27 protein-coding genes are annotated in these 25,211 nt (G+C 62.2%); 15 read left to right on the top strand and 12 right to left on the bottom strand.

Features of this window, described 5'->3' with window-relative positions:
• Window positions 1-182: 182 nt before the first annotated feature.
• The 7 genes from NZ740_01310 to NZ740_01280 all read left to right on the top strand — a co-directional run bounded on the left by NZ740_01310 (window position 183) and on the right by NZ740_01280 (window position 4,656).
• The gene (locus NZ740_01310) at window positions 183-554 is read left to right on the top strand and encodes a hypothetical protein (GenBank protein MCS6770647.1); all 372 of its coding nucleotides are present in this window, start codon (window positions 183-185) and stop codon (window positions 552-554) included.
• Window positions 555-571: 17 nt separating this feature from the next.
• Window positions 572-1,111: an STAS domain-containing protein gene (locus NZ740_01305; GenBank protein MCS6770646.1), complete on the top strand. Its 540-nt coding sequence runs from the start codon at window positions 572-574 to the stop codon at window positions 1,109-1,111.
• 89 nt (window positions 1,112-1,200) lie between these two features.
• Window positions 1,201-1,548, top strand: a complete 348-nt coding sequence (locus tag NZ740_01300; protein MCS6770645.1) for an STAS domain-containing protein — start codon at window positions 1,201-1,203, stop codon at window positions 1,546-1,548.
• A gap of 21 nt (window positions 1,549-1,569) precedes the next feature.
• Window positions 1,570-2,031, top strand: coding sequence for an ATP-binding protein (locus NZ740_01295; protein MCS6770644.1), 462 nt, complete (start codon window positions 1,570-1,572; stop codon window positions 2,029-2,031).
• Window positions 2,032-2,089: 58 nt separating this feature from the next.
• Window positions 2,090-2,725: a nucleotide exchange factor GrpE gene (locus NZ740_01290; GenBank protein ID MCS6770643.1), complete on the top strand. Its 636-nt coding sequence runs from the start codon at window positions 2,090-2,092 to the stop codon at window positions 2,723-2,725.
• Entirely contained in the window at window positions 2,712-3,890 is a 1,179-nt protein-coding gene (dnaJ, locus tag NZ740_01285; protein ID MCS6770642.1) for a molecular chaperone DnaJ, read from the top strand. The genes NZ740_01290 and dnaJ overlap by 14 nt, the downstream gene beginning before the upstream one ends.
• A 7-nt stretch (window positions 3,891-3,897) precedes the next feature.
• Complete coding sequence (locus NZ740_01280) at window positions 3,898-4,656, top strand: 16S rRNA (uracil(1498)-N(3))-methyltransferase (protein ID MCS6770641.1); 759 nt, start codon at window positions 3,898-3,900, stop codon at window positions 4,654-4,656.
• Here the strand turns inward: NZ740_01280 and NZ740_01275 are convergent.
• Window positions 4,601-5,143, bottom strand: coding sequence for a response regulator transcription factor (locus NZ740_01275; protein ID MCS6770640.1), 543 nt, complete (start codon window positions 5,141-5,143; stop codon window positions 4,601-4,603). The genes NZ740_01280 and NZ740_01275 overlap by 56 nt on opposite strands.
• Before the next feature lie 128 nt (window positions 5,144-5,271).
• On the opposite strand from NZ740_01275, the gene NZ740_01270 reads away from it, so the two are divergent.
• Window positions 5,272-5,700, top strand: a complete 429-nt coding sequence (locus tag NZ740_01270) for a SufE family protein (protein MCS6770639.1) — start codon at window positions 5,272-5,274, stop codon at window positions 5,698-5,700.
• A gap of 7 nt (window positions 5,701-5,707) precedes the next feature.
• On the opposite strand, the gene NZ740_01265 is transcribed toward NZ740_01270, so the two are convergent.
• Entirely contained in the window at window positions 5,708-6,682 is a 975-nt protein-coding gene (locus NZ740_01265; protein MCS6770638.1) for a glycosyl hydrolase, read from the bottom strand.
• A gap of 178 nt (window positions 6,683-6,860) precedes the next feature.
• Between NZ740_01265 and NZ740_01260 the strand changes: the two genes are divergently transcribed.
• Complete coding sequence (locus NZ740_01260; protein ID MCS6770637.1) at window positions 6,861-7,454, top strand: type II secretion system GspH family protein; 594 nt, start codon at window positions 6,861-6,863, stop codon at window positions 7,452-7,454.
• Here NZ740_01260 and NZ740_01255 read toward each other — a convergent pair.
• On the bottom strand, window positions 7,439-8,542 hold the full coding sequence (locus NZ740_01255; GenBank protein ID MCS6770636.1) for a helix-turn-helix domain-containing protein: 1,104 nt from the start codon (window positions 8,540-8,542) through the stop codon (window positions 7,439-7,441). The two genes, NZ740_01260 and NZ740_01255, sit on opposite strands and share 16 nt — an antisense overlap.
• Before the next feature lie 164 nt (window positions 8,543-8,706).
• Here NZ740_01255 and rpsO point away from each other — a divergent pair, with 164 nt between their 5' ends.
• The gene (gene rpsO, locus NZ740_01250) at window positions 8,707-8,964 is read left to right on the top strand and encodes a 30S ribosomal protein S15 (protein MCS6770635.1); all 258 of its coding nucleotides are present in this window, start codon (window positions 8,707-8,709) and stop codon (window positions 8,962-8,964) included.
• A gap of 132 nt (window positions 8,965-9,096) precedes the next feature.
• Window positions 9,097-11,202, top strand: a complete 2,106-nt coding sequence (locus NZ740_01245) for a polyribonucleotide nucleotidyltransferase (protein MCS6770634.1) — start codon at window positions 9,097-9,099, stop codon at window positions 11,200-11,202.
• A gap of 79 nt (window positions 11,203-11,281) precedes the next feature.
• On the opposite strand, the gene rimO is transcribed toward NZ740_01245, so the two are convergent.
• The 4 genes from rimO to NZ740_01225 form a co-directional block, all read right to left on the bottom strand.
• Window positions 11,282-12,724 carry a 30S ribosomal protein S12 methylthiotransferase RimO gene (rimO, locus tag NZ740_01240; protein ID MCS6770633.1) on the bottom strand — a complete coding sequence of 481 codons (1,443 nt, stop codon included), beginning with the start codon at window positions 12,722-12,724 and terminating at the stop codon, window positions 11,282-11,284.
• 48 nt (window positions 12,725-12,772) lie between these two features.
• Window positions 12,773-13,462, bottom strand: a complete 690-nt coding sequence (locus NZ740_01235; GenBank protein ID MCS6770632.1) for an HAD family phosphatase — start codon at window positions 13,460-13,462, stop codon at window positions 12,773-12,775.
• Between the two features lie 15 nt (window positions 13,463-13,477).
• Entirely contained in the window at window positions 13,478-15,613 is a 2,136-nt protein-coding gene (locus tag NZ740_01230; GenBank protein ID MCS6770631.1) for a tetratricopeptide repeat protein, read from the bottom strand.
• Between the two features lie 75 nt (window positions 15,614-15,688).
• The gene (locus tag NZ740_01225) at window positions 15,689-16,081 is read right to left on the bottom strand and encodes a secondary thiamine-phosphate synthase enzyme YjbQ (protein MCS6770630.1); all 393 of its coding nucleotides are present in this window, start codon (window positions 16,079-16,081) and stop codon (window positions 15,689-15,691) included.
• Window positions 16,082-16,137: 56 nt separating this feature from the next.
• Between NZ740_01225 and NZ740_01220 the strand changes: the two genes are divergently transcribed.
• Window positions 16,138-17,385 carry a hemolysin family protein gene (locus NZ740_01220; GenBank protein ID MCS6770629.1) on the top strand — a complete coding sequence of 416 codons (1,248 nt, stop codon included), beginning with the start codon at window positions 16,138-16,140 and terminating at the stop codon, window positions 17,383-17,385.
• Window positions 17,382-18,347, top strand: a complete 966-nt coding sequence (locus tag NZ740_01215; GenBank protein MCS6770628.1) for a CNNM domain-containing protein — start codon at window positions 17,382-17,384, stop codon at window positions 18,345-18,347. The genes NZ740_01220 and NZ740_01215 overlap by 4 nt, the downstream gene beginning before the upstream one ends.
• Window positions 18,348-18,360: 13 nt before the next feature.
• On the opposite strand, the gene tilS is transcribed toward NZ740_01215, so the two are convergent.
• The gene (tilS, locus tag NZ740_01210) at window positions 18,361-19,776 is read right to left on the bottom strand and encodes a tRNA lysidine(34) synthetase TilS (GenBank protein MCS6770627.1); all 1,416 of its coding nucleotides are present in this window, start codon (window positions 19,774-19,776) and stop codon (window positions 18,361-18,363) included.
• Between the two features lie 139 nt (window positions 19,777-19,915).
• On the opposite strand from tilS, the gene msrA reads away from it, so the two are divergent.
• Window positions 19,916-20,467: a peptide-methionine (S)-S-oxide reductase MsrA gene (gene msrA / locus NZ740_01205; protein MCS6770626.1), complete on the top strand. Its 552-nt coding sequence runs from the start codon at window positions 19,916-19,918 to the stop codon at window positions 20,465-20,467.
• Window positions 20,468-20,548: 81 nt separating this feature from the next.
• On the top strand, window positions 20,549-21,871 hold the full coding sequence (locus NZ740_01200; protein MCS6770625.1) for a Mur ligase domain-containing protein: 1,323 nt from the start codon (window positions 20,549-20,551) through the stop codon (window positions 21,869-21,871).
• A gap of 70 nt (window positions 21,872-21,941) precedes the next feature.
• Here the strand turns inward: NZ740_01200 and NZ740_01195 are convergent, their stop codons facing one another.
• Genes NZ740_01195 through NZ740_01180 form a run of 4 tightly spaced genes read right to left on the bottom strand, consistent with a single transcriptional unit; the run spans window position 21,942 to window position 25,203 of the window.
• Entirely contained in the window at window positions 21,942-22,211 is a 270-nt protein-coding gene (locus NZ740_01195; protein MCS6770624.1) for a cysteine-rich CWC family protein, read from the bottom strand.
• Window positions 22,208-22,744, bottom strand: coding sequence for a hypothetical protein (locus tag NZ740_01190; GenBank protein MCS6770623.1), 537 nt, complete (start codon window positions 22,742-22,744; stop codon window positions 22,208-22,210). Before NZ740_01190 ends, NZ740_01195 begins: the two co-directional genes overlap by 4 nt.
• A 22-nt stretch (window positions 22,745-22,766) precedes the next feature.
• Window positions 22,767-23,492 (bottom strand): prepilin-type N-terminal cleavage/methylation domain-containing protein, encoded by a 726-nt coding sequence (locus NZ740_01185; GenBank protein ID MCS6770622.1) that lies wholly within the window; start codon window positions 23,490-23,492, stop codon window positions 22,767-22,769.
• Entirely contained in the window at window positions 23,482-25,203 is a 1,722-nt protein-coding gene (locus NZ740_01180; protein ID MCS6770621.1) for a hypothetical protein, read from the bottom strand. Before NZ740_01180 ends, NZ740_01185 begins: the two co-directional genes overlap by 11 nt.
• Window positions 25,204-25,211 lie beyond the last annotated feature (8 nt).

Genomic DNA, 25,211 nt, shown 5'->3' with positions numbered 1-25,211 from the left:
TCCTCCGCCGAAACGATCGCGTTCGCGCCGTCACGTTGACACCCCCGCATTCGCGGTGTTAGCGTTGAAGCGATTCAACCGAGATGATGAGGAGATGGATCAGCGGTGCAGCCGCAGGGATTTTCTTGTGGCTATGTGCCGCGCCCGAAACGTCGTGGTCCCAAGCCAGACAAAGCATCCGGGTGCTGAGCATCCAGCCAACAACCGGCGTGGCGCGCGCGGCGACCGGGTTCCATCCCGCCGCCGGCGAACGCCTGACTCGCTTTTTGGAGGACGGGGTCGAAGTTCCGGCCGCTGTCCTGGAAGTGACCTGGGAGCAGTCCCCCGGGCTGGCTCCCGCCGGAGCGGCTCTCCAACTGGAGTATCGGCTGTCGGGCGACCCGCGGGTGCGCACGATTCGCCGAACGCTACCTGCGCGGGAGCGAGGTCCACGCACGGAGCGCTTCGAAATGCCGCTCACCCCTGCCGGCGGCATGCGGGTGACCGCGTGGCGGCTGCGCGTGGTGGCGGGCGAGCGAGTGCTTGAGGAAATCACGTCGGCGGGGTGGAGATAACGCGGATGGCTGATCACGTGGCTTCACAAGACAAAGTTTGGGTGGCCATCCATGACCGCGTCGCGCTGATCCGCGTCGAGGGCCGGGGCTCCTTCAAATCCAGCACCGCGCTCAAGGAATTCGGCCGGTCGGCGATAGGCGCCGGCTGCACCCGAGCGGTTCTCGACATGGGCGCCTGCGTGGGCATGGACAGCACCTTCATGGGCACGCTGGCCGGACTCGCCACGCGCCTTCGCCAGCACGAAAACGGCGGGATGGTTCTCTACAACCTCAGCCCGCGCGTTCGCGCTCTCGTCTCCACGCTCGGCTTGGACCGGCTCGTCGAAGCCTATGAAGCCGGCGCCACTCCCGACTCCCTCTATGACCTTGCGCAGTTGAGCGACCGAATGCGCGAATTGCAGTCGGCCCCGGAGTCGAGAGACGCCATTACCCGTACGATGATCGAGGCGCATGAACACCTGGTTTCGCTGACGCCGGAAAATCTTCCGCGCTTCAAGGATGTACTGAGCTATCTTCGCGAGGACCTGAACCGAGCGCAGGAGCCGCCGTCGCTTTAAAGGTCCGAGGCTCGTAACTCCGAAGCTCTTGTGGAGGCCATCGTTCTGCCTTGCGTTGGGGGGAGGCGCATGGCTAAATCCCCTCACGTATGCGCGAATGCCACATCAAGCATGAGGAGCGCGGAGATGTTGACATTCTCCACCTCGATGGCGCCCTCGATGCCTACTCGTTTCCACGCCTTGAAAGCGCCCTCAACGGTCTGCGAGACCGGCAGCGGCACCGGATTGTCCTCGACTGCCGGCATCTGGATTACATCAACAGCGCTGCCCTCGGCGCGCTAATCGGTTTCGCCCGCAGGGCTCGCGAAAACGGCGGCGATCTCAAACTGGCCGCGTTGACCCCAAAAATTCAGAGCATCGTCGAGCTGCTCGGCTTCGACAAAATTTTGCAAGTCTTCCCAGATGCCGAACTCGCCATTCACAAGTTCAAGCCCTGAATGCCCACCTCGGAGCGCCGCATGAGTCCCGAGAAAGACCTCAAGATTGAGGGGTTTGTGACCCTTCACCTGCCCTGCCGATACAGCTATTTGCGCATGATTCGCCAGTCGGTGCTCGATATTTGCGCGCGGGCGGGCCTTTCGGAGGTCAAGACTGCCCAGCTCGAAATGGCCGTGGATGAGGCGTGTGCGAATGTCATTGAACACAGCTACGGCGGCGAGGCGAACGCGACCGCCAATCCCAATCACCCCGGCATCCGCATCAATCTCATCCAGTGCAAGGATCGGGTGATTGTGGAGATTTACGACCGCGGAAAGGGGTTTGACTTCGACAACCAGCCTAGCATCGACCCTGAAACATACGTCCTAGAAGGCCGCCAGCGCGGCCTGGGCATGTACATCATCCGCAAGTTTGTCGATGACGCGATCTACGAGCGCGGCACGCCTGCGGGTAACTGCCTCCGGTTGACGAAGTTTTTTTGACCATTATCTTCGTTGAAACGGTCGGGCGACCCAACCGTCGCCCCGTAAATCGTTCCTCATGATGCAAGCACCAGAATCTTCCCCGAGATCTTCGCCGGGCGAAACCGAGGCGCCTCCCGCGGAGACGCCTCTGCCGTCGGCGGATGCGCAGGCATTACCGGCCGAAAATCCCTCTGCGGAGACCGCTTCCGCGGAAGCCCTGCTCGAGCGCGCCCAGGAGGAACTGGAGACGCTGAAAGACCGCCATCTGCGGCTCCAAGCCGATTTTGAGAACTTTCGCCGGCGCACCCAGCGGGAGCGGGCGGAAGCCCAGGTCCGCGCGCTGGAGGAGCTGATGCGCAATCTGCTCCCCGTTCTTGATCATTTCGAGATCGGACTGCGCAGCGCCGCGGACCATGGCGCGGATGATGCAATCCGATCCGGATTCGAGCTGGTGCAGAATGAACTGCTGCGTGTCCTTGAGCGCGCCGGTCTGACCGCGGTTGACGCTCAGCCGGGCAGCGTGTTTGACCCCCACCAGCATGAGGCGGTCTCGCATGCGCCGTCCGATCAATACGGGCCCGACACGATTCTCCAACAAACGAGGCGCGGCTATCGGCTGGGCCCCGCCCTGCTGAGGCCGGCGCAGGTGATCGTCTCTAGTGGACCCGGGCCGGCCGCACCGGCGCCGGAAACCTCCCATGCCGACGAATAAACGGGATTATTACGAGGTTCTCGGCGTCAGCCGCGGGGCCACGACGGAGGAGATCAAGAAGGCCTACCGCAAACTCGCGCTCCAATACCATCCGGATAAAAACCCCGGCAACAAGGAGGCCGAGGAAAAATTCAAGGAGATCTCCGAGGCCTACGAAGTCCTGAGCGACCCTGCTAAGCGCGAACGGTATGATCAGTTCGGCCATGGCGCCTTCGGCCCCTCCGGCGGTGGGGGCGGCTTCCAGGGCGGCGGCTTCGGGGGCATCGACCTGGAAGAGGCGCTCCGCACCTTCATGAGCGCCTTTGGCGGAGGTGGCGGAAGCATCTTCGACGACTTTTTCGGCGGCGCCTCACGCGGCCGGGACCCGGCGCGCGGCATCGATTTGCGCGTCGATCTGGAAATCGACTTTGAAGAGTCGGTGTTCGGCTCCACGCGTGAAATCTCGTTGACAATGATGGATGAATGCGAGGTTTGCCGCGGCACTGGCGCCGAGCCCGGCACCAAGCAGGAAGTCTGCCGGCGTTGCGGCGGGACCGGCATGGTCGTGATGAGCAGCGGCTTTTTCCAGGTGCGTCAATCCTGCCCGGACTGCAACGGCGCCGGCATGCGCATCTCCAGGCCGTGCCGGACCTGCGGCGGGGAGGGGCGGGTAAAAGCTCGGCGAACCATTCAGCTCAAGATCCCGCCCGGCGTCGAAACAGGCTCGCGGCTGCGGTTGGCCGGCAAGGGCGAGGGCGGATCCCGCGGCGCGCCTCCCGGCGACTTGTATGTCGTCATCCACGTGCGACCGCACCCCTTCTTCCAGCGTCGCGGCGACGACATTTACTGCGAGGTTCCGATCCCCTTCACCATAGCGGCGCTCGGCGGGGAAATCGAAGTGCCGACAATCCACGGCTATGCCAAACTGAAAATCCCGCCCGGTACGGAGAGCGGCACGATCATGCGCCTACGCGGCAAGGGCGTTGGCGCGCCGAACGGCTATAGCGCTGGCGATCAGCACGTTCGCCTGAACATCGTTGTGCCGGAGCACGTCAGCCGTTCTGCGCGCGACCTGCTCCAGCGGCTCGATCGTGAAATCCGACCGGAAGACTACAGGGAACTTCGCGAGCTCCGCCGGGTTGCCGACGAATTCTACGCGCGGAAAGCGGCCGTCGAACGCAGTTGAGGCCGCCATGCGCTGCTATGTGCCACCCGGGGATTGGCGGGCGGATCACCTTCAGCTTCCTCCCGACGAGGTGCATCATCTCCACACCGTAATGCGGGCCCGTCGCGGCGAAGAGGTCATGGCGTTCGACGGAGCGGGGCGTTCGGCACTCTGCCGCATCGAGGAGCTTGAGCGGCGGAGCGGACGACTCGAGGTCATCCAGCAGTTCCAACACCCCAAACCGGCGCCCGAGGTCATCCTGCTTCAAGGCATGCCTCGAGAGCAAAAGATGGACTTTCTAATCCAGAAGGCAACGGAGCTTGGAGCGCTCCGGCTGATACCTGTGCAAACCGACCACGCCGTGGTTCGCGTTCGGGAGGATATGGAGGCCGCCAAGTTGGCGCGCTGGCAGCGGATAGCACTAAACGCGGCGAAGCAATGCGGCGCCCACTGGATCCCCGCCATTGATCCCGTCCGGCCGCTCGCGGAAGCGCTGGCAACTCTGCCGTTCGTTGAGCTCCTTTTGCTTTGTTCCCTGGAGCCCGATGCCCAGCCCATCCGCACCGTGTTGGCGTCCGCACGGCGATCGCCTCCGGCGCGAATCGCCGTCCTCATCGGCCCGGAAGGCGATTTCAGCGCGCGCGAACGCGCGGCCGCACGGAACGCGGGCGCTCGGCCTGTAAGGCTCACGACATCGGTGTTGCGCAGCGAAACGGCCGCGCTGTTCGCGCTCAGCGTGCTGAATTATGAGTTCGGCGCGGTTTTGACCGGCGCCGGACCTGCCTAAGGGGCGGCCCGCAAATCGGCACGCCGGTCAACGCCGGTGAGAGCTGCGTTCCACCGGCCGTGCCTTTTCGTTCGCGCAGCAGAGCCCGCATCATGGGGCTGACGTAAAAGCGGCGCTCTAGCACTGCGCGGGCCGCAGCGGCCAGTTCAGCGGGCGCGTTACTTTTCATAATAAACCCGTTCGCCCCCGCTCGAAGCACAGGCTCGGCAAACAGAGACTCGCGATGAAGGCTCGCTACGAGAATTCCGAGGCGCGGAAACGCGCGCCGAACCTCGGCAATGAAGGCAAGCCCGTCCTCCCTCGGGAACACAAGGTCCATGATGAGCAGATCCACAGGCTTGCGTCGAAGGGCGCGCATCGCCTGCTTCAGCGACGAGGTTTCTCCGGTAACCAAAAGGGCCGGGTCTGTTTCAATAAGGCGGCGGATGGCCTTGCGGACTAACGGATGGTCATCGGCGAGCAGTACGCGGTACGGTCCTTCTCTCATGATTTTTAAGTAGGCGCGGCACGTCAATTCGGCAATCGGGCAAATCCCGAATTCCGTATCGGGGATTTCCCGATCGTCGGCGACTCGCGAGGATTGACAGGCGGCCCGAGCGCGCGGACCGTACTGCTATGAGCCTGTTAGTGGAACGCAAACGCGAACTCCTCGAGGAATTGTCCGCCTTTTCCGACCCGTTGTCGAGGCTGGAATACTTGATGGATCTTGCGCGGTCGATGGATGCGCTGCCGCCGGACCAGTGTACGGAGGACAACCGCGTACAGGGCTGCATGTCGAATCTTTGGCTCGTTGCCGAAGCGCGAGAAGGACGCTGCTGGTTCAGGTGCCGAGCCGACTCCTTGGTGGTCCAATCGATTGCAGGGTTGCTCTGCCGATTTTACAGCGGCGCCACGCCGGACGACATCCTGGCCCATGACCCGTCGTTTTTGCGCGCTGCGGGCATTGCCGAGCATCTCTCCGCCAACCGACGAAATGCGCTGACCAAGGTTTGGGACCGAATTCGACTTTGCGCGGAATCCTCGGCGGCAGTCCGCAGGGCCTGACCGGCATTTAGGGCGTTGCGCTGAGCGCCCGGCGTTCCAGGCCGCGCCGAAACGCAGCGAGAGCGGCTGGGCTGGAATCCACCCGCCATTCTCGCTCCTTGTTCACGTGGAACCAGAACAGCCATTCGATCCGCTCGTAGCCGCGCTCGAGCGTCTCGAACATATCCGCGATCCACGCGGCCTTGTTGGGAAGTCGGTGGCCTGACGCATCGTATTCGCCGCACCCGAATTCCGCCACCATCAGGCGCGTACGCCCGGACAGCGCGACACATCGCTCGTAGGTGAGGCGAAAAATGTCTTCGAACGACAGCAATGGTTGGGGACCGTCGAAATAGGGAAAAAAGTTGTACCCATCCATGCCGATCCAATCGACGTAGTTTTCGCCGGGCCAGTAGCGTTCGATCGCGTTGCGGCCATCCGACTCCGGCAGGCCGTTGACAACGTTGGGGCTCCACACAATTTGTGCGTTGGCAGCACCCGCCTCTCGAAGCAACGAAACCACCCGGATCCACGCTTCAATGTAAAGGGCGGCGTCAAACCCATTCCTCGGAGCGCCCCACGAGTACCAACCGCCGTTGAATTCGTGAAAAAAACGGAGGAAGAAGACGCCGCCCCACTCGGCAGCCTGCGCGCCAAAGGCGCGCAAAAAGTCATCGTGCTCACCGCGGGCAACGGCCGCCAGCGAGATGCTGGAGGCGGTGGGTTCCTCGTGCGGCAGACAGGCCTCCCAGACCAGGTGAGGAATGGCGCCGTAACTGCGAACGAGGTCGGCGGCCGCGCGCGGAAACGCCCGTTCTGGCGATCCAACTCGCCACTTCGGATACCACATCACCGACTCGATCGGACGCCCCCACAGAGACTCGAGCTGGAGGACATCGCGCAGGCCGTTGCGCTCGAGAATGAGATCGCCCTTGATATTATCGAGATCGGCATATGCTCCCCAACGCCGACGGGGTCGCAACTCTGCTCGAATCGAACTCATGGCGCAGATAAGCAACAACGCACCTTTAGCCGAAGAGATGCTTCGAAACCACGGTTTAGGTTGCGGAAAGTCCGCTCATTTTTGCTCGGTGCGGGTGACAATTTTGAGCGACAGATTCGCAACTTCGCTCCTATTCGAAATGCAGCCGCTCTGTATGGTGTAGGTGTAAATTTCAATTATGCGCAGACGGCAACTAGCTCAGGGATTTACTCTGATCGAACTCCTCGCGGTGGTCGCGATCATCGCGCTGCTCGCATCGCTTGTGAGTGTGGGTCTTTCGCGCGCGATTGAGCGCGGACGGCGGACAGCGTGCCTCTCCAACACGAGGCAATGGGCCTTCGCCATCCAGATGGCCACCGAGAAAGCCATTTTTCTGCCCCAGCGCTCCCATCCGGAGCGGTGGGGTGAGGCCGCGACCAACCTTTTGCCTTTTGTAGGGAATACGTTGAAGATTCTCGACTGCCCGTCGAACAAGAATCCAATCCGGGATTGGAAAACGGAAATTCCTGGCCGGACAAACGTCTACACCGAGTACGAGTTCAACGGCTTTCTGTGCAGCCTGTCCGGACTGCAGCGGCCCATTAGCGGCATCACGGATCCCTCCTCCTGTGCGTTTGCATACGATTTTCCGCACTGGGATTTGAAGTATTCTCACCGCGAGGGGATGAACGTCGCCTACATGGACGGGCACGCCGCATGGCTCCCAGCCAGTGAATTCGGCCTCGGCAGCGGTCAAACGCCGTTCTATCGACGCGGTCACTCGTTTGAATGACCCGCCGCCCGGTCGCGTGGCGGTCCCGCCTCCAATCCCAATCTGGCGAACTTTCGCCGGTAATCGAGGGGGGCCATACCCGTATGCCGCAGAAACGCCTTGGCGAAGGCGCTCTGGGACTCGTAGCCGCATTTTTCCGCGATGAGGTAGATTGGTTCGTCCGAATGCGCGAGCAGACGGCCCGCGCACTGCATGACGCATTGATTCCGGTAGTGCATGGGCGGCTGACCGTAGCGAGCGCGGAATTCGCGGATGAAGTGGTAGAGCGACATGCCCACTTTCCGGGCGATTTCCGGCATGGGGAGGGACCACGAAGCCGGATCCGCCAGCAGCTCGCGAGCCCGTTCCATTCGAGCGTCACGTTCCTTCAACGGGATCACCAGGCCCTCGCCGGTCGCGCGACCCTCCTGCTTGAGGCTGCGCGAAATCATCGCGATCAACCATAGCCAGAAATTCAGAATCAGCACGGGCGCCAGATCGGGTTCTTCCGCAAGTGAACGCCGCAGCGACTCTGCCGATCGAATCACCTGGCGCCTGAGGCGGTCCCGGAGAGGAAGCCAGAATTCGCGACGGGCAAAAAAATATTCGTAAAATGGAGCAAACTGGAGCGCCAGTGACTGGTCCTGCTGGAAGAAGGATTCCCGATGGCCGATCTCAAGTTCGAACTGCAGTAGAAGGATATCCCAGCTTTCGCCGGTCTCACAGTCCCACCTTGCTCCATGGCGTCCCGTCGCGGGCACGACATACACGTCGCCCGCCCGGCATGCGATTGCTTTTTCCGTTCCCGGTTCTCCGACCAGCAGGTGCCCCTCCCCCCGCAGCGTCAGCACAAGCTCGGCGAAATCGTGCCGGTGGAAGGGAAACGAGTGATGTCCGACCTGGCGATTCAGGCCGAAATAGACCAGCCGCAGATTGACGCCGGCGATGGCCATCTGGGACGAACCAAACCAGCGCCCGTCCAATTTTTCGATGCCAGTCTCCGGAGGAACCGGTTCCTGGCCGGCGTAAAGAACCTCGGAGCGGACCCGGGGCCGGCCGGACCTTGGAACGATTTGACGGGCAGAACCAACGCGCGGAGAAGAACTCATGACCAAAATTTGTTTCAATCCCGAAAAAATGGCAACCGTCGGCCTTCTCCGGAGATCATGATGTTTCCCGCTTGCCAACCGGCGGAGCGCTCCGTATAAGCAGGGCCGGAATCAAGAAAGGAACAAAAACAGAAAGACAAGCCTGCTTCGGGCTTGGATGGGTTATGCAAAATAAAGCGGAAATCAAGCAGGCGTTCCGTCGCCATGAAAACGACACCGGCTCTGTCGAGGTCCAGGTTGCGCTGTTGACGCAGCGAATTAAGCAGTTGACGGAACATCTGCAAAAGCACGTCAAAGATCACAGCTCCCGGCGAGGTTTGATTGGCCTGGTTGGCCAGCGCCGCCGGCTGCTGGATTATCTAAACCGCCACGACCATCAACGCTATCAGGCTTTGATTGGTCGCCTCGGCCTGCGCCGCTAGCGCCCCCCGGCTTGCCCGGGCATCGCTGTCTTTCGGAACAACGCTCAAGAGGGCCTCGAGGCCTCTCACGCGGACGCTGTCTATGCGTTTCGCCGTTCGAGGCTCGGCTCCTTGGAGCAAGAGGAAACATCCATGAGCGCAAAGCAAATCGCCGTCGAACTGGGCGGCAAAACAATCACCTTTGAAGCGGGGCTCCTCGCGCAACAGGCCAACGGCGCCGTCACCGCGCGCATCGGCGATACCATCGTATTTTCCGCCGTCACCGCTACCAAAACCCCGCGCGAAGGGGTCGACTTCTTCCCGTTGCAGGTCGAGTATCGTGAAAAATATTATGCGGCTGGCAAATTTCCAGGCGGCTATTTCAAGCGCGAATCCAAACCGAGCGAGCGGGAGATCATCACCGCGCGCGTCACCGACCGGCCCCTGCGCCCCTTCTTTCCCGACGGCTACCGAAACGACGTCCAGATCAACAACATGCTGCTGAGTGCTGACGGGGAGAACGAATCGGACATTCTCAGCATCCTCGCGGCCAGCGCGGCGCTCGTCATCTCGGACATTCCCTTCTTCGGACCGATCGGCGCCGTTCGAGTCGGACGCATCAACGGGCGCTTCGTCTATAACCCGACGCATTCGGAAATGCAGCACAGCGACCTCAACCTCGTCTATGCGGGGTCGCGCGACCTACCCGTCATGATCGAGGGGAATGCGAACGAAATTTCTGAGGCGGACATGGTTGCCGCGATGCGATTCGCCCACGAGGCGATGATCCCCCTGTGCGATGCCCAGCTCAAGCTTCGCGAGCTGCTCGGACTGCCCCCGAAGCACGTCGAGGACGCCCCGCCGAATGTCGAGCTGCTCCAGCTCGCGCGCGAGATCGCCGCGGCGGACCTGCGTGAAGCGCTGCGCATCGTGGGCAAGCAAGAGCGCGCCGAGCGGATTAATGCGATCAAGGCGCACCTCGCCGAGGAACTCGTCAGGCGACGCCCCCAAACAACCAAGGAGGAGATTTTCCAGATCACCGACGCGCTAGAAATCGACGTGACGCGGCGGCTGGTGCTCGAGGATAAGGTGCGAATTGGGGGCCGCGCCTTTGATGAAATCCGGCCGCTCTACGCGCAGGTGGGCGTGCTGCCCCGCGTGCACGGCTCCGCGCTGTTCAGCCGAGGGGAAACACAGGCCCTCGCGACCGTCACGCTCGGCACGAGCGAGGACGCGCAGGAGTTGGACGCGATTGCAGGCGGACCGGATGAAAAGAATTTCATACTGCACTACAACTTTCCGCCTTATTCGGTCGGCGAAGTGGGCAAAATCGGAGCCACCGGGCGCCGCGAAATCGGGCACGGGAACCTCGCGGAGCGATCCCTTTACCCGGTCGTGCCCAAGGACTTCCCGTATTCGATCCGCGTCGTGTCTGAAATCATGGGGTCGAACGGCTCCAGCTCGATGGCGACCGTCTGCGTTGGCACCCTCGCGCTGATGGACGCGGGGATTCCGATCCGTAAGCCCGTAGCCGGCATTTCGATCGGCCTCTTCACCGGCGAGGACGGCCGGGCAGAATTGGTCACGGATATCATCGGCGCGGAAGACCACTGCGGCGACATGGACTTCAAGGTCTCGGGCACGCGCGACGGCATCACGGGGTTTCAGGTGGATCTGAAAATCCGCGGGCTTCCATGGCCCTGCGTGCAGAAGGCTTTTGAAATGGCGCGCGTGGCACGGCTCAAAATTCTCGACTACATGCAGACGGTCATCGCAAATCCGCGGCCGGATCTCTCGCCGCACGCCCCGCGTATCAAGGTCATCAAAATCAACCCCGAGAAGATCGGCGCGCTGATCGGACCAGGCGGGAAGAACATCCGCCGGATTACCGACACGACTGGCACGCAAATCGACATCGAGGACGATGGCACGGTCAAAATTTTCGCGACCAGCAAGAGCGCGATGGACGCCGCGGAGCGAGAGGTGAACCTCATCGCCGCGGAAGCCGAAGTGGGCAAGATTTACCAGGGTACCGTAACTGGCATCAAAGAATTCGGCGCATTTGTCGAAATTCTTCCCGGCATTGAAGGCTTAGTCCACATCAGCGAAATGGCGGATCGCCGTATCCGGAATGTCGAGGAAATCTGCAAAGTCGGCGACCTAATGTGGGTCAAGTGCATAGAGGTCCAGGAAAATGGCAAGGTCCGGCTGAGTCGCAAGCAGGCACTGGCCGAACTCGACAAGCGCGAAAACGCCTGATTCTTTTCGGCGGCCTGCGCCCTAGCCCCTGCGCCCGCACATCCCCACATAGGTATGCGGCGACTGGGTCCCCCACCGATTAGATCGGTTCCCCCACCACCAGGTCGTAATCGAGCGAATCTTCCACTGGCGCTCGGAAGACCGATCCCGGGGCAGCCTTTTTCCACGAACGTCCTCGCAGGAAGCATACGCCATCGACCTCAGGCGCCTCCAAACGGGTGCGGCCCACGGCGATCGCACCGCGGGGATGTGCGGACCCCGGCGGTACCGGCCCGTCCACCATGACCTCGACCACGGAACCGACGCGCGCGCGGAGGCGTCGGCGCGACACCTCCCGCTGAACGGCCATCAGCGCGTCGCGCCGTTCTTTTTTTACGGCGAGAGGCACATTGTCCGGCCGCTTCGCCGCGGGTGTCTTGGGTTCGCTGGAATATAGGAATACGCCCGCATGGGCAAAACGACCTTCGCGAACGAATTCCAGCAGTTCCTTGAAATCGTCGTCCGTCTCCCCCGGATAGCCGACGATGAAGGTCGTGCGGATCGCGGCACCCGGCATTTTCTCAACAATTCGATCCAATAGCCGCACCGTTTCATCGCGCCCGACCCCTCGGTTCATTTCTAATAGGATTCGGTCGGAAATATGTTGGAGAGGCAGGTCGATATAGGGGCATACCCGGGGATCGCCCGCCATGACGTCCAGGACCTCATCCGTCAGGTAGCGCGGGAAGGCGTACATGAGCCGGAACCACGCATCGGTTGGCAGCGCGAGCAAGGCTCGAAGAAGTTCAGGCAGTTTCAAAGCGCCATAGAGGTCACGACCGTAGGAGGTCGTGTCCTGCGCAATCAGACTGATTTCTCTTGCACCCGAATCGAGAAGCTGGCGCGCCTCGTTCACGATGTCCTCGATCGGACGGCTGACTTGCGTGCCGCGCATGAACGGAATCGCGCAAAACCGGCATCCATTGGAGCATCCCTCCGAAATTTTCAAATGGGCAAGATGCGGCGACCCAATTCGCAATCGAGGAGCCGTCAAAAAATTGTTGTAGCTCTGCGTGAACGGCCGGGCGGGTCCGGCGAGGCTGCTGAATCGTTTGTCGAGAACTTCAACCGCGCCAACCGCGGGCGTGGAACCAGGGCTGCCGGCGGCCCATTCGCGCAGCAACTCCGGTAGGCGGGGATAATCCTGGAAGCCGATCGCTGCATCCGCAGCATCAAGGAACGCCGCCAATTCCGGCGCGCCATGCGCCCGCTCCACAAGGCAGCCAAGCGCGACCACCCTCTTCAGCCGGCCGCGGCGCTTGAGGCGTTGAAGCTCGCGCAGCACGGCCGCGGATTCCTCCCGCGCGTCGTGGATGAAGCCGCAGGTATTCACGAGACAGACATCGGCCTCGGCCGGATCTGATGCGAGCAGATATCCGCTCTCGGCGAGTCGCCCGAGAATACGCTCTGAATCTACTGTGTTTTTTGCGCAACCGAGGTTGACCAAGCTCACCACGGGCCGCGCTGATACTTCGGTCTGCATTCCCAATTCTCCCCGCTCAACAAGGTACGCGGCAGCTTCACTCCGTACTCATTGGCCTCGCACTGATTCTGCCGCCAAGCCCGCGTGGATCAGCTCGCGGAGGTCCTCTGGCCGCAGGCCGCGGTAGTCTTCCACCACTTTGATGATTCCTGGCCGCGGCTCGAGAATTCGGCCTGGCCCGGCCACGCCGATTGCCAACATGCCCGCCCGAGCGGCCGCTTCGAAACCAGTCGCCGAATCCTCGAATACGAGGCAACGCCGTGGCGGAACTCCCATTCGTGCCGCCGCGAGCACAAACATTTCCGGGTCCGGCTTGCCCCGCTGCACATCGTCCCGCGACAACACAACATGAAAGAACGGGCGCAGCGAGAGCCCGTCGATGACGAAATCCACATTGATGCGGTCAGCGTTCGAGGCCGCAGCGCAAGGTATACCGCTGTCGCGCAGACTCCTCAGCAGATCGATCAAGCCAGGCATCGGCGCCATCGCCGGGGCATAAATTTCTCGGTAGATCGCCTCTTTTTCCGCGGCGCGGCGGGCGATCTCATCCGGGTCAATTTGCTCGCCGAAGAGGGTTCGGAGGATCTGGTCGTTGGTGCGGGCATAGAGGCGCTCCCGGTAGTATTCCCGGCTGATCGGCGTATTGTTGAGCTCTCCCCAGCGGAGCCAAGCCTCCTCGTGATAGGCATGGTTGTCGACGAGAGTTCCATCGATATCGAAGATAACGCCTAAATCCATGCGCAAGCCTCTCAATCAGTGGGTAGCCAGCCAGTGTCGAACCACCGCTGCGGCGGGGTGGTTCGGTTCCAGCTCCAGGAAACGTGAATAGGCCTCTCGCGCCTGCGGGATGGTTTCCGGCCGCTCGCTATAAATCTGGCCCAGCAGGTAATGGGCAACGGCATATCGCGGGTTGCGACGCACCAGATCGGTGGCCAGAGCGGCGGCGGAGGGCAGATCGCGGCCCTGGAAGTACAGCAGCGCGAGGTTGTAGCGGGCCTGTACATGTTCCGGCTTGATCACCAGCGTCTGAAGATACGCGTCCTTGGCCAATTCCGAATCGCCCAACTGCGTATAGACCAGCCCAAGGTTGTAGTAGGCGCTGTAGAACTGTGGATTGTTTTCAATCGCGCGCGTGAAGGCCGTGACGGCCTGATCCCAGCGCCGTTGCCGCATACATTCGACCCCATAGTTGAACGAGGCGACGGCGACATTTGGATCTCGATTGGCCGCGGGTCGAATATTGAGGCGCCGGGCAGGCGGAGTCGGCTCGCGTCCGAAATACGGATCGCCAGACATTTGAGTGGCGCGGACCGGTTGCGCTACAGCCGCGGGCGACGGAGATGCGGGCATGGGCGGCGGACGCGCCGGCACGGGGGTGGGAGCGGGCGGCTCCACGCGCGGCGGCAAGGGGACTTCCGGTGCGGAAGCCCGAACCGCCTTAGAAAGGTCGCGGATTCGCTCGCCCGCGCGAGGAATCCGCGGATCGGTCGGGAAAAATTTCTCGAAATCCCTATACGCCTCGATCGCGCGCTCCGCGAATTTCAATTGACGGTCCAGGAGTTGGGCCATCTCCCACAAGGCGTCCGGATTCCGCGGATCAAGCCGGACGGCCTGCTGATAACCGACGAGGGCCGCATCATATTCGCCCGCAGCGGAGGCGGCTCGCGCCAGGCCAAGGTGCGCGGCCACGTTTTGCGGTGCCAGAACGGTCGCCTGCTTGAACGATCGTACCGCCTCGGCGGGCTGCCGGTTGGCAAGCAGGAATTCGGCCAGCGCGAGATGCGCGCGGGGATCGTCGAACGCGATCCGGGCCGCGGCGCGCAGCATCCGCTCCTGGGCCGCAGGCCGCTGTTCGAGAGCGGCTACTTCAGCTCCCTGCAAAAGCATTTCGAGCGCCCCTGACACGTCGCCGCGTTCTGCCCTCTCGGCCGATTGGCGGATGAGCTCGTCATCGCGCTGGTCTAAGGTCCGCGACGGCGCGGGGGCGGCGGGCGGCGCGGTCGGCTGGGGGGTGGGCGTTGCAGGCTGCGGCGGTTGGGCAGCGGGGCCGGCTGCCGCAAGGGCCTTCGCGCCCCCGCCTCCACCCAGGGCGTCCGCCTCACGGACGGGCGTTCCGGCCGCAGGGGCCTGAGCGAGCGAGCGAGATTCCAGGGTCTGAAGAAATGACCGCGCATAGTCCGCCGCAGGCCCGGACGGCTTCTGGGCCAGAAAACGTTTGAAATAGGTTGTCGCCCGCTGCGCATCCCCAAGCCGCGTGTAGTAAATGAGGCCGACATTGAAGAGGGCCGGCGCATAACGGGCATCTTTTTCGAGCGCGATCAGGTGCGATTCGATGCTCTTTTCCGGCCCGAGCGTCTGAAGGTCGAGCACCGCGATCGCGGTCAAGATTCGCGCGGAATTGGGGGCGCGATTCAGCGCAGCGTGGAGCGTTCGCCGCGCTAGCGGCCACTGCCGAGATTGCATGTATAGCAGGGCGAGCATCTCCAGTGGTCGCGGATCCGTCTCATCTAGTTTGGCAGCCTGTTCAAACATCTGGGCCGCCTGGACGAATTCGCCGGCCTGCCTGTGCAACAAGCCGAGGTTATAGACGGGTGCGGCATACGTGGGGTTGAGGCGGCGGCTGTCTTCAAACGCCTCTTGCGCAGCCTTGAACTGTCCTAGTTTCCAGGCGGCGATGCCGAGATAGTTATAGGCAAACGCATTCTCCTCGCTGCCCGGACGCCTCGCGATGGATTTTTCGAGAAGAGCGCGGGCCCGCACCGGATTGTTACGGCGCAACTCATAGAGCCCACGGTCAAACTCGGCCTGGCCCGGCGGTTTTTGGCAGCTTGCCACCGCGAGAACCACACCGAGCGCAAGGACGCCCCAAAATGTTGCCGACTGATGCATGTATGGAACGGCGACCCCAGCCGCCGGCAAGAACCCATGCCGCGGATGCTAGCGGGGCCGATCAGCGAGCGCAACTTATCCCGCCACGACCCACACCTCGCGCGTCCGCGGGCCGTCGAATTCGCAGAAAAAGATGCCCTGCCACGTACCGAGCTGCAAGCGGCCACCCACTACTGGCACGCGGACTGACGACCCCACGAGGATCGACTTCACGTGGGCTGCCGAGTTGCCCTCCGCATGGCGATAGGCGGGGTCGCGCCATGGCACCAAGCGGTCCAGAGCATGGCCCACATCTCGCATAACATCGGGATCCGCGTGCTCGTTGATCGTAATTCCGGCCGTGGTGTGCGGGACAAAGACGGTCACGACGCCATCTCGAACCCCCAGCCCGGCCGCTGCGTCTTGCACCGCGGCTGTGATTTCCCTAAAATCCGTTCGTGCGTTGGTTTGCAGAGACAACCGTTTCATGCGCCGCATGCTAGGCCGCTCCGCCAGCCTGCGCAAGAGCCGCAGCGCCTACAAGGATGAATGCGTTTGAACTGCTCGTGTTTTGCGGATTGCTCGTCTGCTCCGCGTTTTTTTCCAGCAGCGAGACGATGTTCTTTTCGCTTAACCCCTTACAAATACGAAGGTTGTCCCAGCGAAACCCCGAGCTGGGCCGCAAGGTTCACGACCTGCTCGCCAACCCAACGCGGTTGCTGTCGACCATCCTCATCGGCAACACCATCGTGAATGTCGCGATTGCCGCAGTCGGCTACAACATTGCGAAAAGGCTTGTGCCGGGATTTGGAGAGGCGGTGGCCATCCCGGTCGTCACTGTCCTTCTCATCATCTTTGGGGAGGCCGGCCCCAAACGATTCGGGCTCAAATTTGCCGAGCGGTTTGCTCCACTGTATGCCCCTGTCTTGGAGGGACTCGCTATTGCCTTCAGTCCCCTACGCAGCATTCTCGAGGCACTAACCAAGCGGTTTGAGGCGTTGTTCCGACCACGCGGCCGGGGCCTGAGCGAGGACGAATTCAAAACAGTCCTCGAGATTGGCAACGAAGAGGGCATCCTCAATGCGGACGAGCTCGCGATGATCAAATCGATTATCCAGCTCGAGGACATGAAGGTCAGCGACGTGATGACCCCCCGGGTGGACATCATCGGACTGGACCTCGACGGCGATTCGTCCGAGTTCGTGGCGAAGGCACGCGCGGCACGGCGAAATTTTCTGCCTCTATACCGAGGGCAGCTTGAAAATATCGAGGGATTTCTAAACGTCCGGCGATTTTTGCTGGATCCAGACCACAATGTGGAACGGGCGCGCGAACCGCCTTTTTTTGTTCCGGAAACCATGCCGCTCAATCGCCTGCTCCTGCAGTTCCAAAATGAGCACCGTCGGATCGCGATCGTGGTCGATGAATACGGAGGGGTCGCCGGTCTGGTGACCCGCGGCGACATCCTGGAAGAGATCACCGGCGAGATCTACCAAGAACTGAACCGACCGCGCCCGCTGTTCCAGCCCGCGGGACCCAACCGCTGGCTGATGGATGCGAATTTCAGCCTCGAGGAACTCAACCGCAAGCTCGGCCTCCGCCTCGAGGCGGAGGGTGTGGATCGGCTTGCCGGCTGGATCACGCACCATCTCGGACACCTTCCGGAAAAGGACGATGTCGTCGTGGCTCAGGGCGTTCGAGTGACCGTGCTGCAGACGGTGCGGCTCCGCGTGACACTTGCGCAGCTTGAAAAATTGCCGGACGCCACGGATTCCGGGGAGGCGTCCGGATGAGCGCGCTGGAACTCATTTTGATTGTCGCGGGGGCTGCGGGCTCGTGGTTTTTCTCCGGGATGGAAACCGGCCTGATTTCCATGAATCGCCTTCGGCTTCGTCATCTCGTCCGCCGCAAGGTCCGCGGAGCGGATATCCTTCAAAACTTCCTCGAGCATCCGGACCACCTTTTGGGAACGATGCTCGTGGGCAACAACATCGCGAACACGATGCTGTCGGTCGTTGCGGCCAGCGTAGGGGACCGCGCGATGGGCGCGGCGGGCGCATGGTTGGCAAGCGTCATGGTGACGCTTTCCCTGCTGATTTTCTGCGAATATTTCCCGAAAGCGTGGTTCCAAAGTCATCCGACTCGCCGCTGCCTGCCCTTTGCATCCGTCCTCGACGCGGTCGCGCGCGTTCTGAGGCCGCTGAGCTGGTTGCTTATGCGCGTGGTACGCGCCCTCGTGCCGCTTCCGAGCCGCCGCGAGGAAAACAGCCCGCCGGTCATCACGCGCGAGGAATTGATTCACCTCACTCATGAAACACAAAAAGCCGGCGTTCTGACCGCGGAAGAGGTCCGCATGATCACCGGCGTCATGGAGCTCAAATCCATTACAGCCGAACAACTCATGGTGCCGAGGGACCAGATTGTTTACATTCATCACGACACCTCGGCAGAGGACATCAAACTCTTTGCGCGCGCGCGAGCGTTCAATCAATTCCCGGTCTATGACCGGAACGCTCGCAAATTCATCGGCATCGTTTATGTCATGGACGTTCTCTGCGACCCTTCACCGGCGGGGAAAACGGCGAAGGATTACATGCGCCCCCCGCAACTGGTGGATAAGGACGTGCCCGCCGATCACGTGCTCCCGCGCATGCGGGTCACCAGACAGCCCGTCGTCCTCGTTACCGATGGAGAGCGCGGCGTGATCGGAATGCTGACGCTGGAACGAGTGGTCGCCGAGTTCGCGGGCGCCTGATGCGGGCGCTGGTCTATTCATCCTCGTCCGATTCTCCGCGGTCCGCTTTCAGATGGACGCAGATTGCCCCTTCCTCCGGAACGGCCCATCGTTGCGCGACCCGATAACCAGGTACCCACACTACTTCGCTGCCGCACACGACCAGCGGCATTAATTTTCGATCCGTCGACGGCACGCGATGGTTTACAAAAAGGTCTTGCAATTTCACGGATCCAGCCAATCCAACCGGCGCGATACGCGCGCCGGGCCAAGGCGCAGCGACAGAGAGCTGCTCGTCGGCCGCGGGCAAACGGATCGACGCTTCCGCGGGAAACGCGCCCGCGCGGCCGCGAGGTGGCCGAAGAATCCCATGCCCCAGTTCCGCCCTAACCCTGAAGCCCCCCCAACGTACCGAGCCGGGTATGGGCAGGGAGGCCGGCGCAGGAGCCGGCTTGGGCGCGTTCGGGTAACCCATTTCCAGAAGGCCCTGACGGACCCGCGCGACGAGCCCGTCCGCCAGATCCGCCGCTCTTGCCTCGCGCTGCACAAGGTCGTCCAGTCGCTCGATCATGCGAGCGTCGATCCGCGAAGGATCGACCCCGCCCGCCCTCAGCCACCGGGCGAAAACATGCCGCCGCAACGCGGGCGGCAACGAGGCCAACGCTCTCACCGACAGCCCGTCTGCCTCTCGAGCCCGTGAGAACGCGCGTCGGATCTGCGGCTCAAGAAGTTCGGCATCCGCGCGAACCGCCTCCGCGGTCCGGACGAGAATTTCGCGAATCCTCGGCTGGTAGTGGCGTTCCAACAGGGGGATCAGCTCAATCCGCATCCGATTGCGCGGAATCGACAGATCCCTGTTCGTCATATCCTCGCGCCATGGGATTCGGTGCGCGCGAAGGAACGCCTCGACTTCGGCGCGCGTAACGTCAATTAACGGTCGCACCAAGCGAACGCCCCCGATTCGCGATTCCGCAGCCAGTCCACCGAGACCCGCCGTTCCGCTGCCCCGAAGCAGCCGCAGGAGAAAAGTTTCCGCGGCATCGTCCGCCGTATGGGCCACCGCGACTGCATCCGCGCCGAAGGCTTCCGCAACCCGGGCAAAGAAACGCAGCCGCGCCGCGCGGCCCGCCATTTCAAGGCTTTCGCCCTCCACGCGCGCTCGGGCAGGGACATCCTCGCGATCGGTCATACACGCCACACCCAGTCGCCAGGCGCTAAGCCGCACGAATTCCTCGTCGATATCCGCCTCCGAGCCGCGAATCCCATGATTCAAGTGTGCGGCCATTAGCTCGATTTTCGCTCGATGGCCCAAGGCATGGAGCGCATGGAGTAACGCGATCGAATCGGCTCCGCCGGAAACTCCGACCACCACGCGATCGCGCCCCCGGAGAAGACGTCGCCGAACGATAGTATTCCACACCTTCTCGAGCATGCCCGGACATGATAGCAAAATCGGCAGCGCGAGACGGGACAACGCGGGTCACCGCTAAGTTTGAGGCGGTCTCGCCGAAAATAAATGGGTGAATCGAATGATACAAAGTGTTTGGGCCGTGGCCGCGGCTGGTCTTTTCGTTAGCCACGCGGCCGAGATGTCGCCCAAGGAGGCCAAGGTGTCAAAGCCGTCACGTACAGAGGTCGCCACGTTTGCAGGCGGATGTTTTTGGTGTATCGAGGCTGTTTTCGAACAGGTGCCTGGCGTGTTGCGGGCCGAATCGGGATATATCGGCGGCCATGTTGAAAACCCGACCTACGAAGAGGTCTGCACCGGCGAAACTGGTCATGCGGAGGCCGTTCAAATCGAGTTTGATCCTTCGATCGTGACCTATGAAGACCTCCTCGATTGGTTCTGGCGAGCCCATGACCCCACGCAACTGAACCGCCAAGGTCCGGATGTCGGGACGCAATATCGGTCTGCGATCTTCTATCACAATGAGGCCCAGCGCGAGGCCGCGCTCGAATCAATCGCCCGCCTGAACGCCTCCGGCAAATTCTCCCGGCCCATTGTCACGCAGGTCGTGCCCGCCACCGTGTTCTACCGGGCCGAAGAGTATCATCAGGACTATTACGTCAACCATCGGCGCGCCGGATACTGCCAGTTCGTGATCCGACCCAAGTTGGAAAAACTCGGGCTAAAGCCCTGATCTCGATTCGTCCGCCACTACGCCTCTTGTAAGATGTTTGTTCGCCACCCCTCCCCGAATGAGGGCCGGGGTCGTACAGCCATGATTATAAAGCCGCATATTCACATCGCCGGAGTCGGCGGCGTGGGCATGAGCGCGCTGGCAGAAGCCCTGCTCGCGCTCGGCTACGACGTTTCCGGCTCGGATCGGACGATGGATCAGGGCGGCGACTCCGAAGCCGTGGCCATCCTCAAACGTGCCGGCCTCCGGCTAGCCCCTCAGGACGGTTCGGCGCTCACACCGAACACGTATGCCTTAGCGGTCAGCACGGCGATCGAGTCCGACAATCCAGAACTCCTCGCCGCCCGCCGCCTCGGCATCGAAGTCGTCCACCGCGCTGCCATGCTCGCGCGTCTTGCGAGCGGCAAGGATGTGGTGGCGATCACCGGCACGGCGGGCAAGACGACCGTCACCGCCCTCGTCGGATGGCTGCTGGAGCAAGCCGGATTCGATCCTACGGTTGTCAACGGCGGCATCGTTTTGAACTGGAGAGGGCCCGCACGACTCGGGAACGTTCGAATCGGCCGGTCCAACTGGTGGGTCATCGAAGCCGATGAGAGTGACCGATCGTTGCTGAATTTTCATCCGGCCCATGCGCTGATCACAAACGCATCCAAGGACCATTTCGAATTGGCCGAAGTGCAGGCGCTCTTCCAACGGTTCGCCGCTCAGGTTCGCGGGACGGTCGTCGCCGGCCCGGGCGTCGCGCACTTCCTCGGGCGGCCAGCGATTGAGCCGGTGTACGAGATCGCGCGGAGAGACTCGTGCTGGCTCATCCGCTATCGGGGCTGCCACTTTGAAACGGCGATGCCGGGGCGACACAATGCGGAAAATGCAGCGCTGGCCATCGCGCTCTGCGATGCGCTGGGCGCCCCGTTGGAGCGACTCCACGCCGCGCTGCCCTCTTTTCGGGGTGTGCATCGGCGACTCGAGGTCGTGGGTTTGTTCCGCGGCGCACGCGTTATCGACGATTACGCCCACAACCCGGCCAAGATGGCGGCCTCCTGGCGCGCGGCGGCTGAGGGTGCTAATCGCGTCATCGGCTGGTGGCGCCCCCACGGCTTTGCGCCGCTCGCTTTGATGATGAGCGAGTTGGTTGAAGCGCTGGCAAAAGCCCTCCGCCCAACGGATCGTTTTTTCGTCCTGCCCGTCTTCTACGCGGGCGGAACGGTCCGGCGCACCGTAACCTCCGAGGACTTTGTCGCGGCGCTCCGTGCAAGAGGCGTGGACGCAGAGCTGGTCGAGACGTATTCCGAACTGCGCAAGCGAATCGACGCGGAAACCCGGCCGGGAGATGTCCTTTTGGGCATGGGCGCGCGCGACCCTGAATTGCCTCGTTTCGCGCGATCCCTGGTCTCGGTGTAAATTGTGTCCGACTGTGGCGCCGGCCGGGCCACCTGGCCAACGCGCAGTTTATCCGTTCCTTCCGGGCACTTTAGGCGGAGCCCGGCACACCGCTTGCAGAACCGCCACAAGCGGGCGAAAACCTGTGCAGTGACTGGCCTTCAAGATTCGTGTGTGAGGCCAGGCATGCACGGCAGATGCAGGCGCGGCCGTACGCGCGGGCGGGAACCCGCGCCAAGAGAGCGGGTGGGATGTATTCCTCCGCGCACCAGCATGAGGTCACGGGAAAGCCGTTTGCCATCGCACAGTGGTTCGGACCCCCGCAGAGAGGGCAACGGGCCGGGTCGACGTCGGAGCTCATGTCGCGCAGGCTTCACGCAGGCGCGGGACCCGCCACTCCGCCAAGGCGAGTCCGCCGAAGAGAGCCGCCGAAAAGATAGCATCGCCGAGGACGGTATTGCCGAAGAACGGAATCGCGGCAACGTAACACTGGGCGAGGCCGGCGATTGTCTTCGGATACAGGGTGCCGGATACCCATACCGCGAAGTTGGTGATGGCGAAGAACAGGACCGATGAAGCGAGGGTCGCCGCTGCGATCATTGCCGGTGAACGCCGTGGGCGGAGCCAGATCCCGATGCACACGATCAGGGCGAAAGCGCCATAGATCACCGGCATAAGCGCGTGGAACCCCAGCGCAAGATCCGACAACAACATGGCCGCGAGGGGCACGGCAAAGGCCGTGCGCCGGTCGGCGAATTGGGCTCCACCAAACAGCGCCATCGCGGCGATCGGTGTAAAATTCGGCGGATGCGGAAGAATCCGAAACGCGGCAGCGGCCGCAATCATGCCGACCAGCGCGGCAAACCGAGCAGTATTGAACGGGGATTCTCTCACCTTAATGTCTCCTTGTTCCGATTTATTCCAAATCATATAGCCGGTTGTCGGGCGACAAAAAACCGCATTGCGGCGCCGGCGAGCCCGGCGCCGCCGTGGTCGTATACCGGTTCGATCGGGATTCCACATGGCCATCCGCGAACGCCACGTTGGTTCGTCCGCGATGCCGAAAGCCCTGAGTGCCCCCCAACGCCAGTGACGCGTCGGGATCAAGGGGCCCCGGAAACGGCGATCGCATGAATTTGTTGGCGCCGTTTTCATACTCGCCGTCGCCAAACATCGCGCATTCCGATGGATTCCGAATGTCGCCAATCCGAGCTGACGTCAAGGACGCCGCGAGGAGAACTCCCCCTCGCCGCAGGATGCGGCCGCCAAGGTAGCTCGAATTGTAGTTGTAGCCGGTGAATTTGTCTCCGTCCCACATAGCCGCGCCGCGGAATGACGGGCATTGCTGAACCTGATACTCCGTCCCCAGATGCCACAGAACCCATTCCCAGGTGCGCGTGGCGCCGGTCAAAACGTCCCGTTCATAGCTGGCGGGCAGCAGTCCTCCGTCAAGTTCGGCGCGGAGCAATGCGCCGAAGGCCATCTGCCGCAATTGGCTCCGGCAGCGCATATCTCGTCCCGCTTCGATCGCATTCGAGAGCGCGGTCGCCATAACCAGCGCCAAAAGGCCTATTGTAGCCGAAACGACCAGCAGCTCCACGAGCGTAAAGGCAGCTTGAGCGATGGAGCGCTCAGTCCTCATGCCGAACGCGCAGGCGGAAAAATCGTGCATTATCGGACAGGGGCTGCTCCGCATCAACCGCCCTCAACCCGTTCGACGGCGCGCCGATTTCCACCGCCTGTGAAATGCCGTTCGTTTGCCAGACCGCATCCGGCGACACCGCGCTCTCGACTTCCACGCGGACGTCCGATGCGTCCTCAGCCTTCCAGTAGCGAACGCGAATATGGCTCGCGGCCACACCCAGCTGGATGAGTGGGGGCAGCTCCGCCACCATCGGATTTTGGCCCGTCGCGTATTCAAGCAAATTGGGCGTACCATCGACATCAGGATCCGACCCGTCGGCTTTCTCGGAGGGGGCGGCCAGCCACGGGAAGGCCTCCAGCGTCCATCGGGCGTGCGGCAGCAGCGGCGAGACATCGGCAATGGCATCAATCTCCGGATTGAGCGAGCCGGCGCGCTCGATCCGCACATAACGGATCCATTTGAGACCGGTGGTTTCATCGGGCTGGAGGGGCAGCGTCGAAATATCGAAACCTGTTCCTCCCGCCCCGCCGCGATAACGTTGCGCAATTGCCGCGACCGAGAATCCCGCCCAATTCGATGGAGCAAGCGAAGGGTCGATGGGAAGGGTCGGATCCGTTGCGCCGCCCCACCATTGGTTCCACGGGCCAAGGCTGGTGTCATAGTGATTCGTATCGAAGACGCGGCCCAACGTTGGGGCAAAATCGTCCGCAAACGGCCCGTTGGTAAATGCATGCCATGTGATGGCATCCTGGCTGACATAGACTCGACCCTTTTCAACGAAGCAGGAGTGGCCGAGAACCGTTGCGGCCGGATCGCCGTTGGTCCAAGCGGCGCCGCCGGCGATCGACTGAAAGCTATTGCCGAACACGATGAAATCGAGGCCGTAAGGATTGTCGGGGTGGTCCAAGACGCGGTGGTCAAAAGCCAACTCGATATATCCGCCCGATCCGAGGCTCACGACTTCGTGCGCGCGGAACGCGGCCGCAACCGGAACGACCGGCGCATTTGTGGATTGGAATGTCGTGTCCACTGTCGGGCGGCCCAGCGCGGCGGCTGCATTCGTGAATGGTTCGCCGCTGAGCCAATCGATCGGCGGCGAGCCACTCCCGTACCAATAGCTGATGACTTCGCTTGCGAATGGGTAATGAGGAGCCGGCGCAATAGCACGGTTTGGAGGAATCGGAAGGCTCGAGGTGGAAAACGAGAATACATCCCAACTGCCCGGCTCCAACAAGCGATGCACGACGCCTGACGAAAACAGAAGACAGTTCGACGGCACAACGGCCATGCCGCCATCGCACGTCCAGTGCGTCCAGGTTCCCGTTTGAAAAACCATACTGGTGAAATCTCGTCCATACGGCGTCATCAACGTCGTTTCGGATTGGGAATGCGGGAGAGTCACGCCATGAGCGGAAGGGCGGCGATAGACCATGTGAGCGACGCGAAGCCCGGCGGAGGTGTTCGTCCATTCGATGGAAAGCCCCGGATCGTTGTTCGTGATGGCCCGCAACAGATCGTACGTAGTGGCGAACCCGTCCCAGCGGAACCCCCACGCGAGTGCGTGGGGGTTCCGCCCATGATTCCAGTCCACAACCAATGCCGATCGGTTCGTACCCGATCCGGTCCAGCGCTCAATGCGTGCGAAATCGAAAGCGGCCGCCGATCCGTTTGACAGGACCACGATCGCCAAAGCAAACGCAATCCGCATGAGCCTGG

Source organism: Kiritimatiellia bacterium (assembly GCA_025054615.1).
Lineage (GTDB): Bacteria > Verrucomicrobiota > Kiritimatiellia > CAIVKH01 > CAIVKH01 > JANWZO01.
This window is presented reverse-complemented; position numbering and strand designations above follow the sequence as displayed.

What these genes read in the sequence shown, in the direction of transcription:
- rpsO (MCS6770635.1), top strand. Translation starts at nt 8,707, where the DNA reads ATGCAAAATAAAGCGGAAATCAAGCAGGCGTTCCGTCGCCATGAAAAC.
- NZ740_01275 (MCS6770640.1), bottom strand. Translation starts at nt 5,143, where the DNA reads ATGAGAGAAGGACCGTACCGCGTACTGCTCGCCGATGACCATCCGTTA.
- NZ740_01290 (MCS6770643.1), top strand. Translation starts at nt 2,090, where the DNA reads ATGATGCAAGCACCAGAATCTTCCCCGAGATCTTCGCCGGGCGAAACC.
- NZ740_01260 (MCS6770637.1), top strand. Translation starts at nt 6,861, where the DNA reads ATGCGCAGACGGCAACTAGCTCAGGGATTTACTCTGATCGAACTCCTC.
- NZ740_01195 (MCS6770624.1), bottom strand. Translation starts at nt 22,211, where the DNA reads ATGAGCTCCGACGTCGACCCGGCCCGTTGCCCTCTCTGCGGGGGTCCG.
- msrA (MCS6770626.1), top strand. Translation starts at nt 19,916, where the DNA reads ATGTCGCCCAAGGAGGCCAAGGTGTCAAAGCCGTCACGTACAGAGGTC.
- NZ740_01270 (MCS6770639.1), top strand. Translation starts at nt 5,272, where the DNA reads ATGAGCCTGTTAGTGGAACGCAAACGCGAACTCCTCGAGGAATTGTCC.
- NZ740_01295 (MCS6770644.1), top strand. Translation starts at nt 1,570, where the DNA reads ATGAGTCCCGAGAAAGACCTCAAGATTGAGGGGTTTGTGACCCTTCAC.
- NZ740_01220 (MCS6770629.1), top strand. Translation starts at nt 16,138, where the DNA reads ATGAATGCGTTTGAACTGCTCGTGTTTTGCGGATTGCTCGTCTGCTCC.
- NZ740_01230 (MCS6770631.1), bottom strand. Translation starts at nt 15,613, where the DNA reads ATGCATCAGTCGGCAACATTTTGGGGCGTCCTTGCGCTCGGTGTGGTT.
- NZ740_01245 (MCS6770634.1), top strand. Translation starts at nt 9,097, where the DNA reads ATGAGCGCAAAGCAAATCGCCGTCGAACTGGGCGGCAAAACAATCACC.
- NZ740_01235 (MCS6770632.1), bottom strand. Translation starts at nt 13,462, where the DNA reads ATGGATTTAGGCGTTATCTTCGATATCGATGGAACTCTCGTCGACAAC.
- dnaJ (MCS6770642.1), top strand. Translation starts at nt 2,712, where the DNA reads ATGCCGACGAATAAACGGGATTATTACGAGGTTCTCGGCGTCAGCCGC.
- NZ740_01215 (MCS6770628.1), top strand. Translation starts at nt 17,382, where the DNA reads ATGAGCGCGCTGGAACTCATTTTGATTGTCGCGGGGGCTGCGGGCTCG.
- NZ740_01185 (MCS6770622.1), bottom strand. Translation starts at nt 23,492, where the DNA reads ATGAGGACTGAGCGCTCCATCGCTCAAGCTGCCTTTACGCTCGTGGAG.
- NZ740_01300 (MCS6770645.1), top strand. Translation starts at nt 1,201, where the DNA reads ATGCGCGAATGCCACATCAAGCATGAGGAGCGCGGAGATGTTGACATT.
- NZ740_01225 (MCS6770630.1), bottom strand. Translation starts at nt 16,081, where the DNA reads ATGAAACGGTTGTCTCTGCAAACCAACGCACGAACGGATTTTAGGGAA.
- NZ740_01265 (MCS6770638.1), bottom strand. Translation starts at nt 6,682, where the DNA reads ATGAGTTCGATTCGAGCAGAGTTGCGACCCCGTCGGCGTTGGGGAGCA.
- NZ740_01200 (MCS6770625.1), top strand. Translation starts at nt 20,549, where the DNA reads ATGATTATAAAGCCGCATATTCACATCGCCGGAGTCGGCGGCGTGGGC.
- rimO (MCS6770633.1), bottom strand. Translation starts at nt 12,724, where the DNA reads ATGCAGACCGAAGTATCAGCGCGGCCCGTGGTGAGCTTGGTCAACCTC.
- NZ740_01180 (MCS6770621.1), bottom strand. Translation starts at nt 25,203, where the DNA reads ATGCGGATTGCGTTTGCTTTGGCGATCGTGGTCCTGTCAAACGGATCG.
- NZ740_01255 (MCS6770636.1), bottom strand. Translation starts at nt 8,542, where the DNA reads ATGAGTTCTTCTCCGCGCGTTGGTTCTGCCCGTCAAATCGTTCCAAGG.
- NZ740_01280 (MCS6770641.1), top strand. Translation starts at nt 3,898, where the DNA reads ATGCGCTGCTATGTGCCACCCGGGGATTGGCGGGCGGATCACCTTCAG.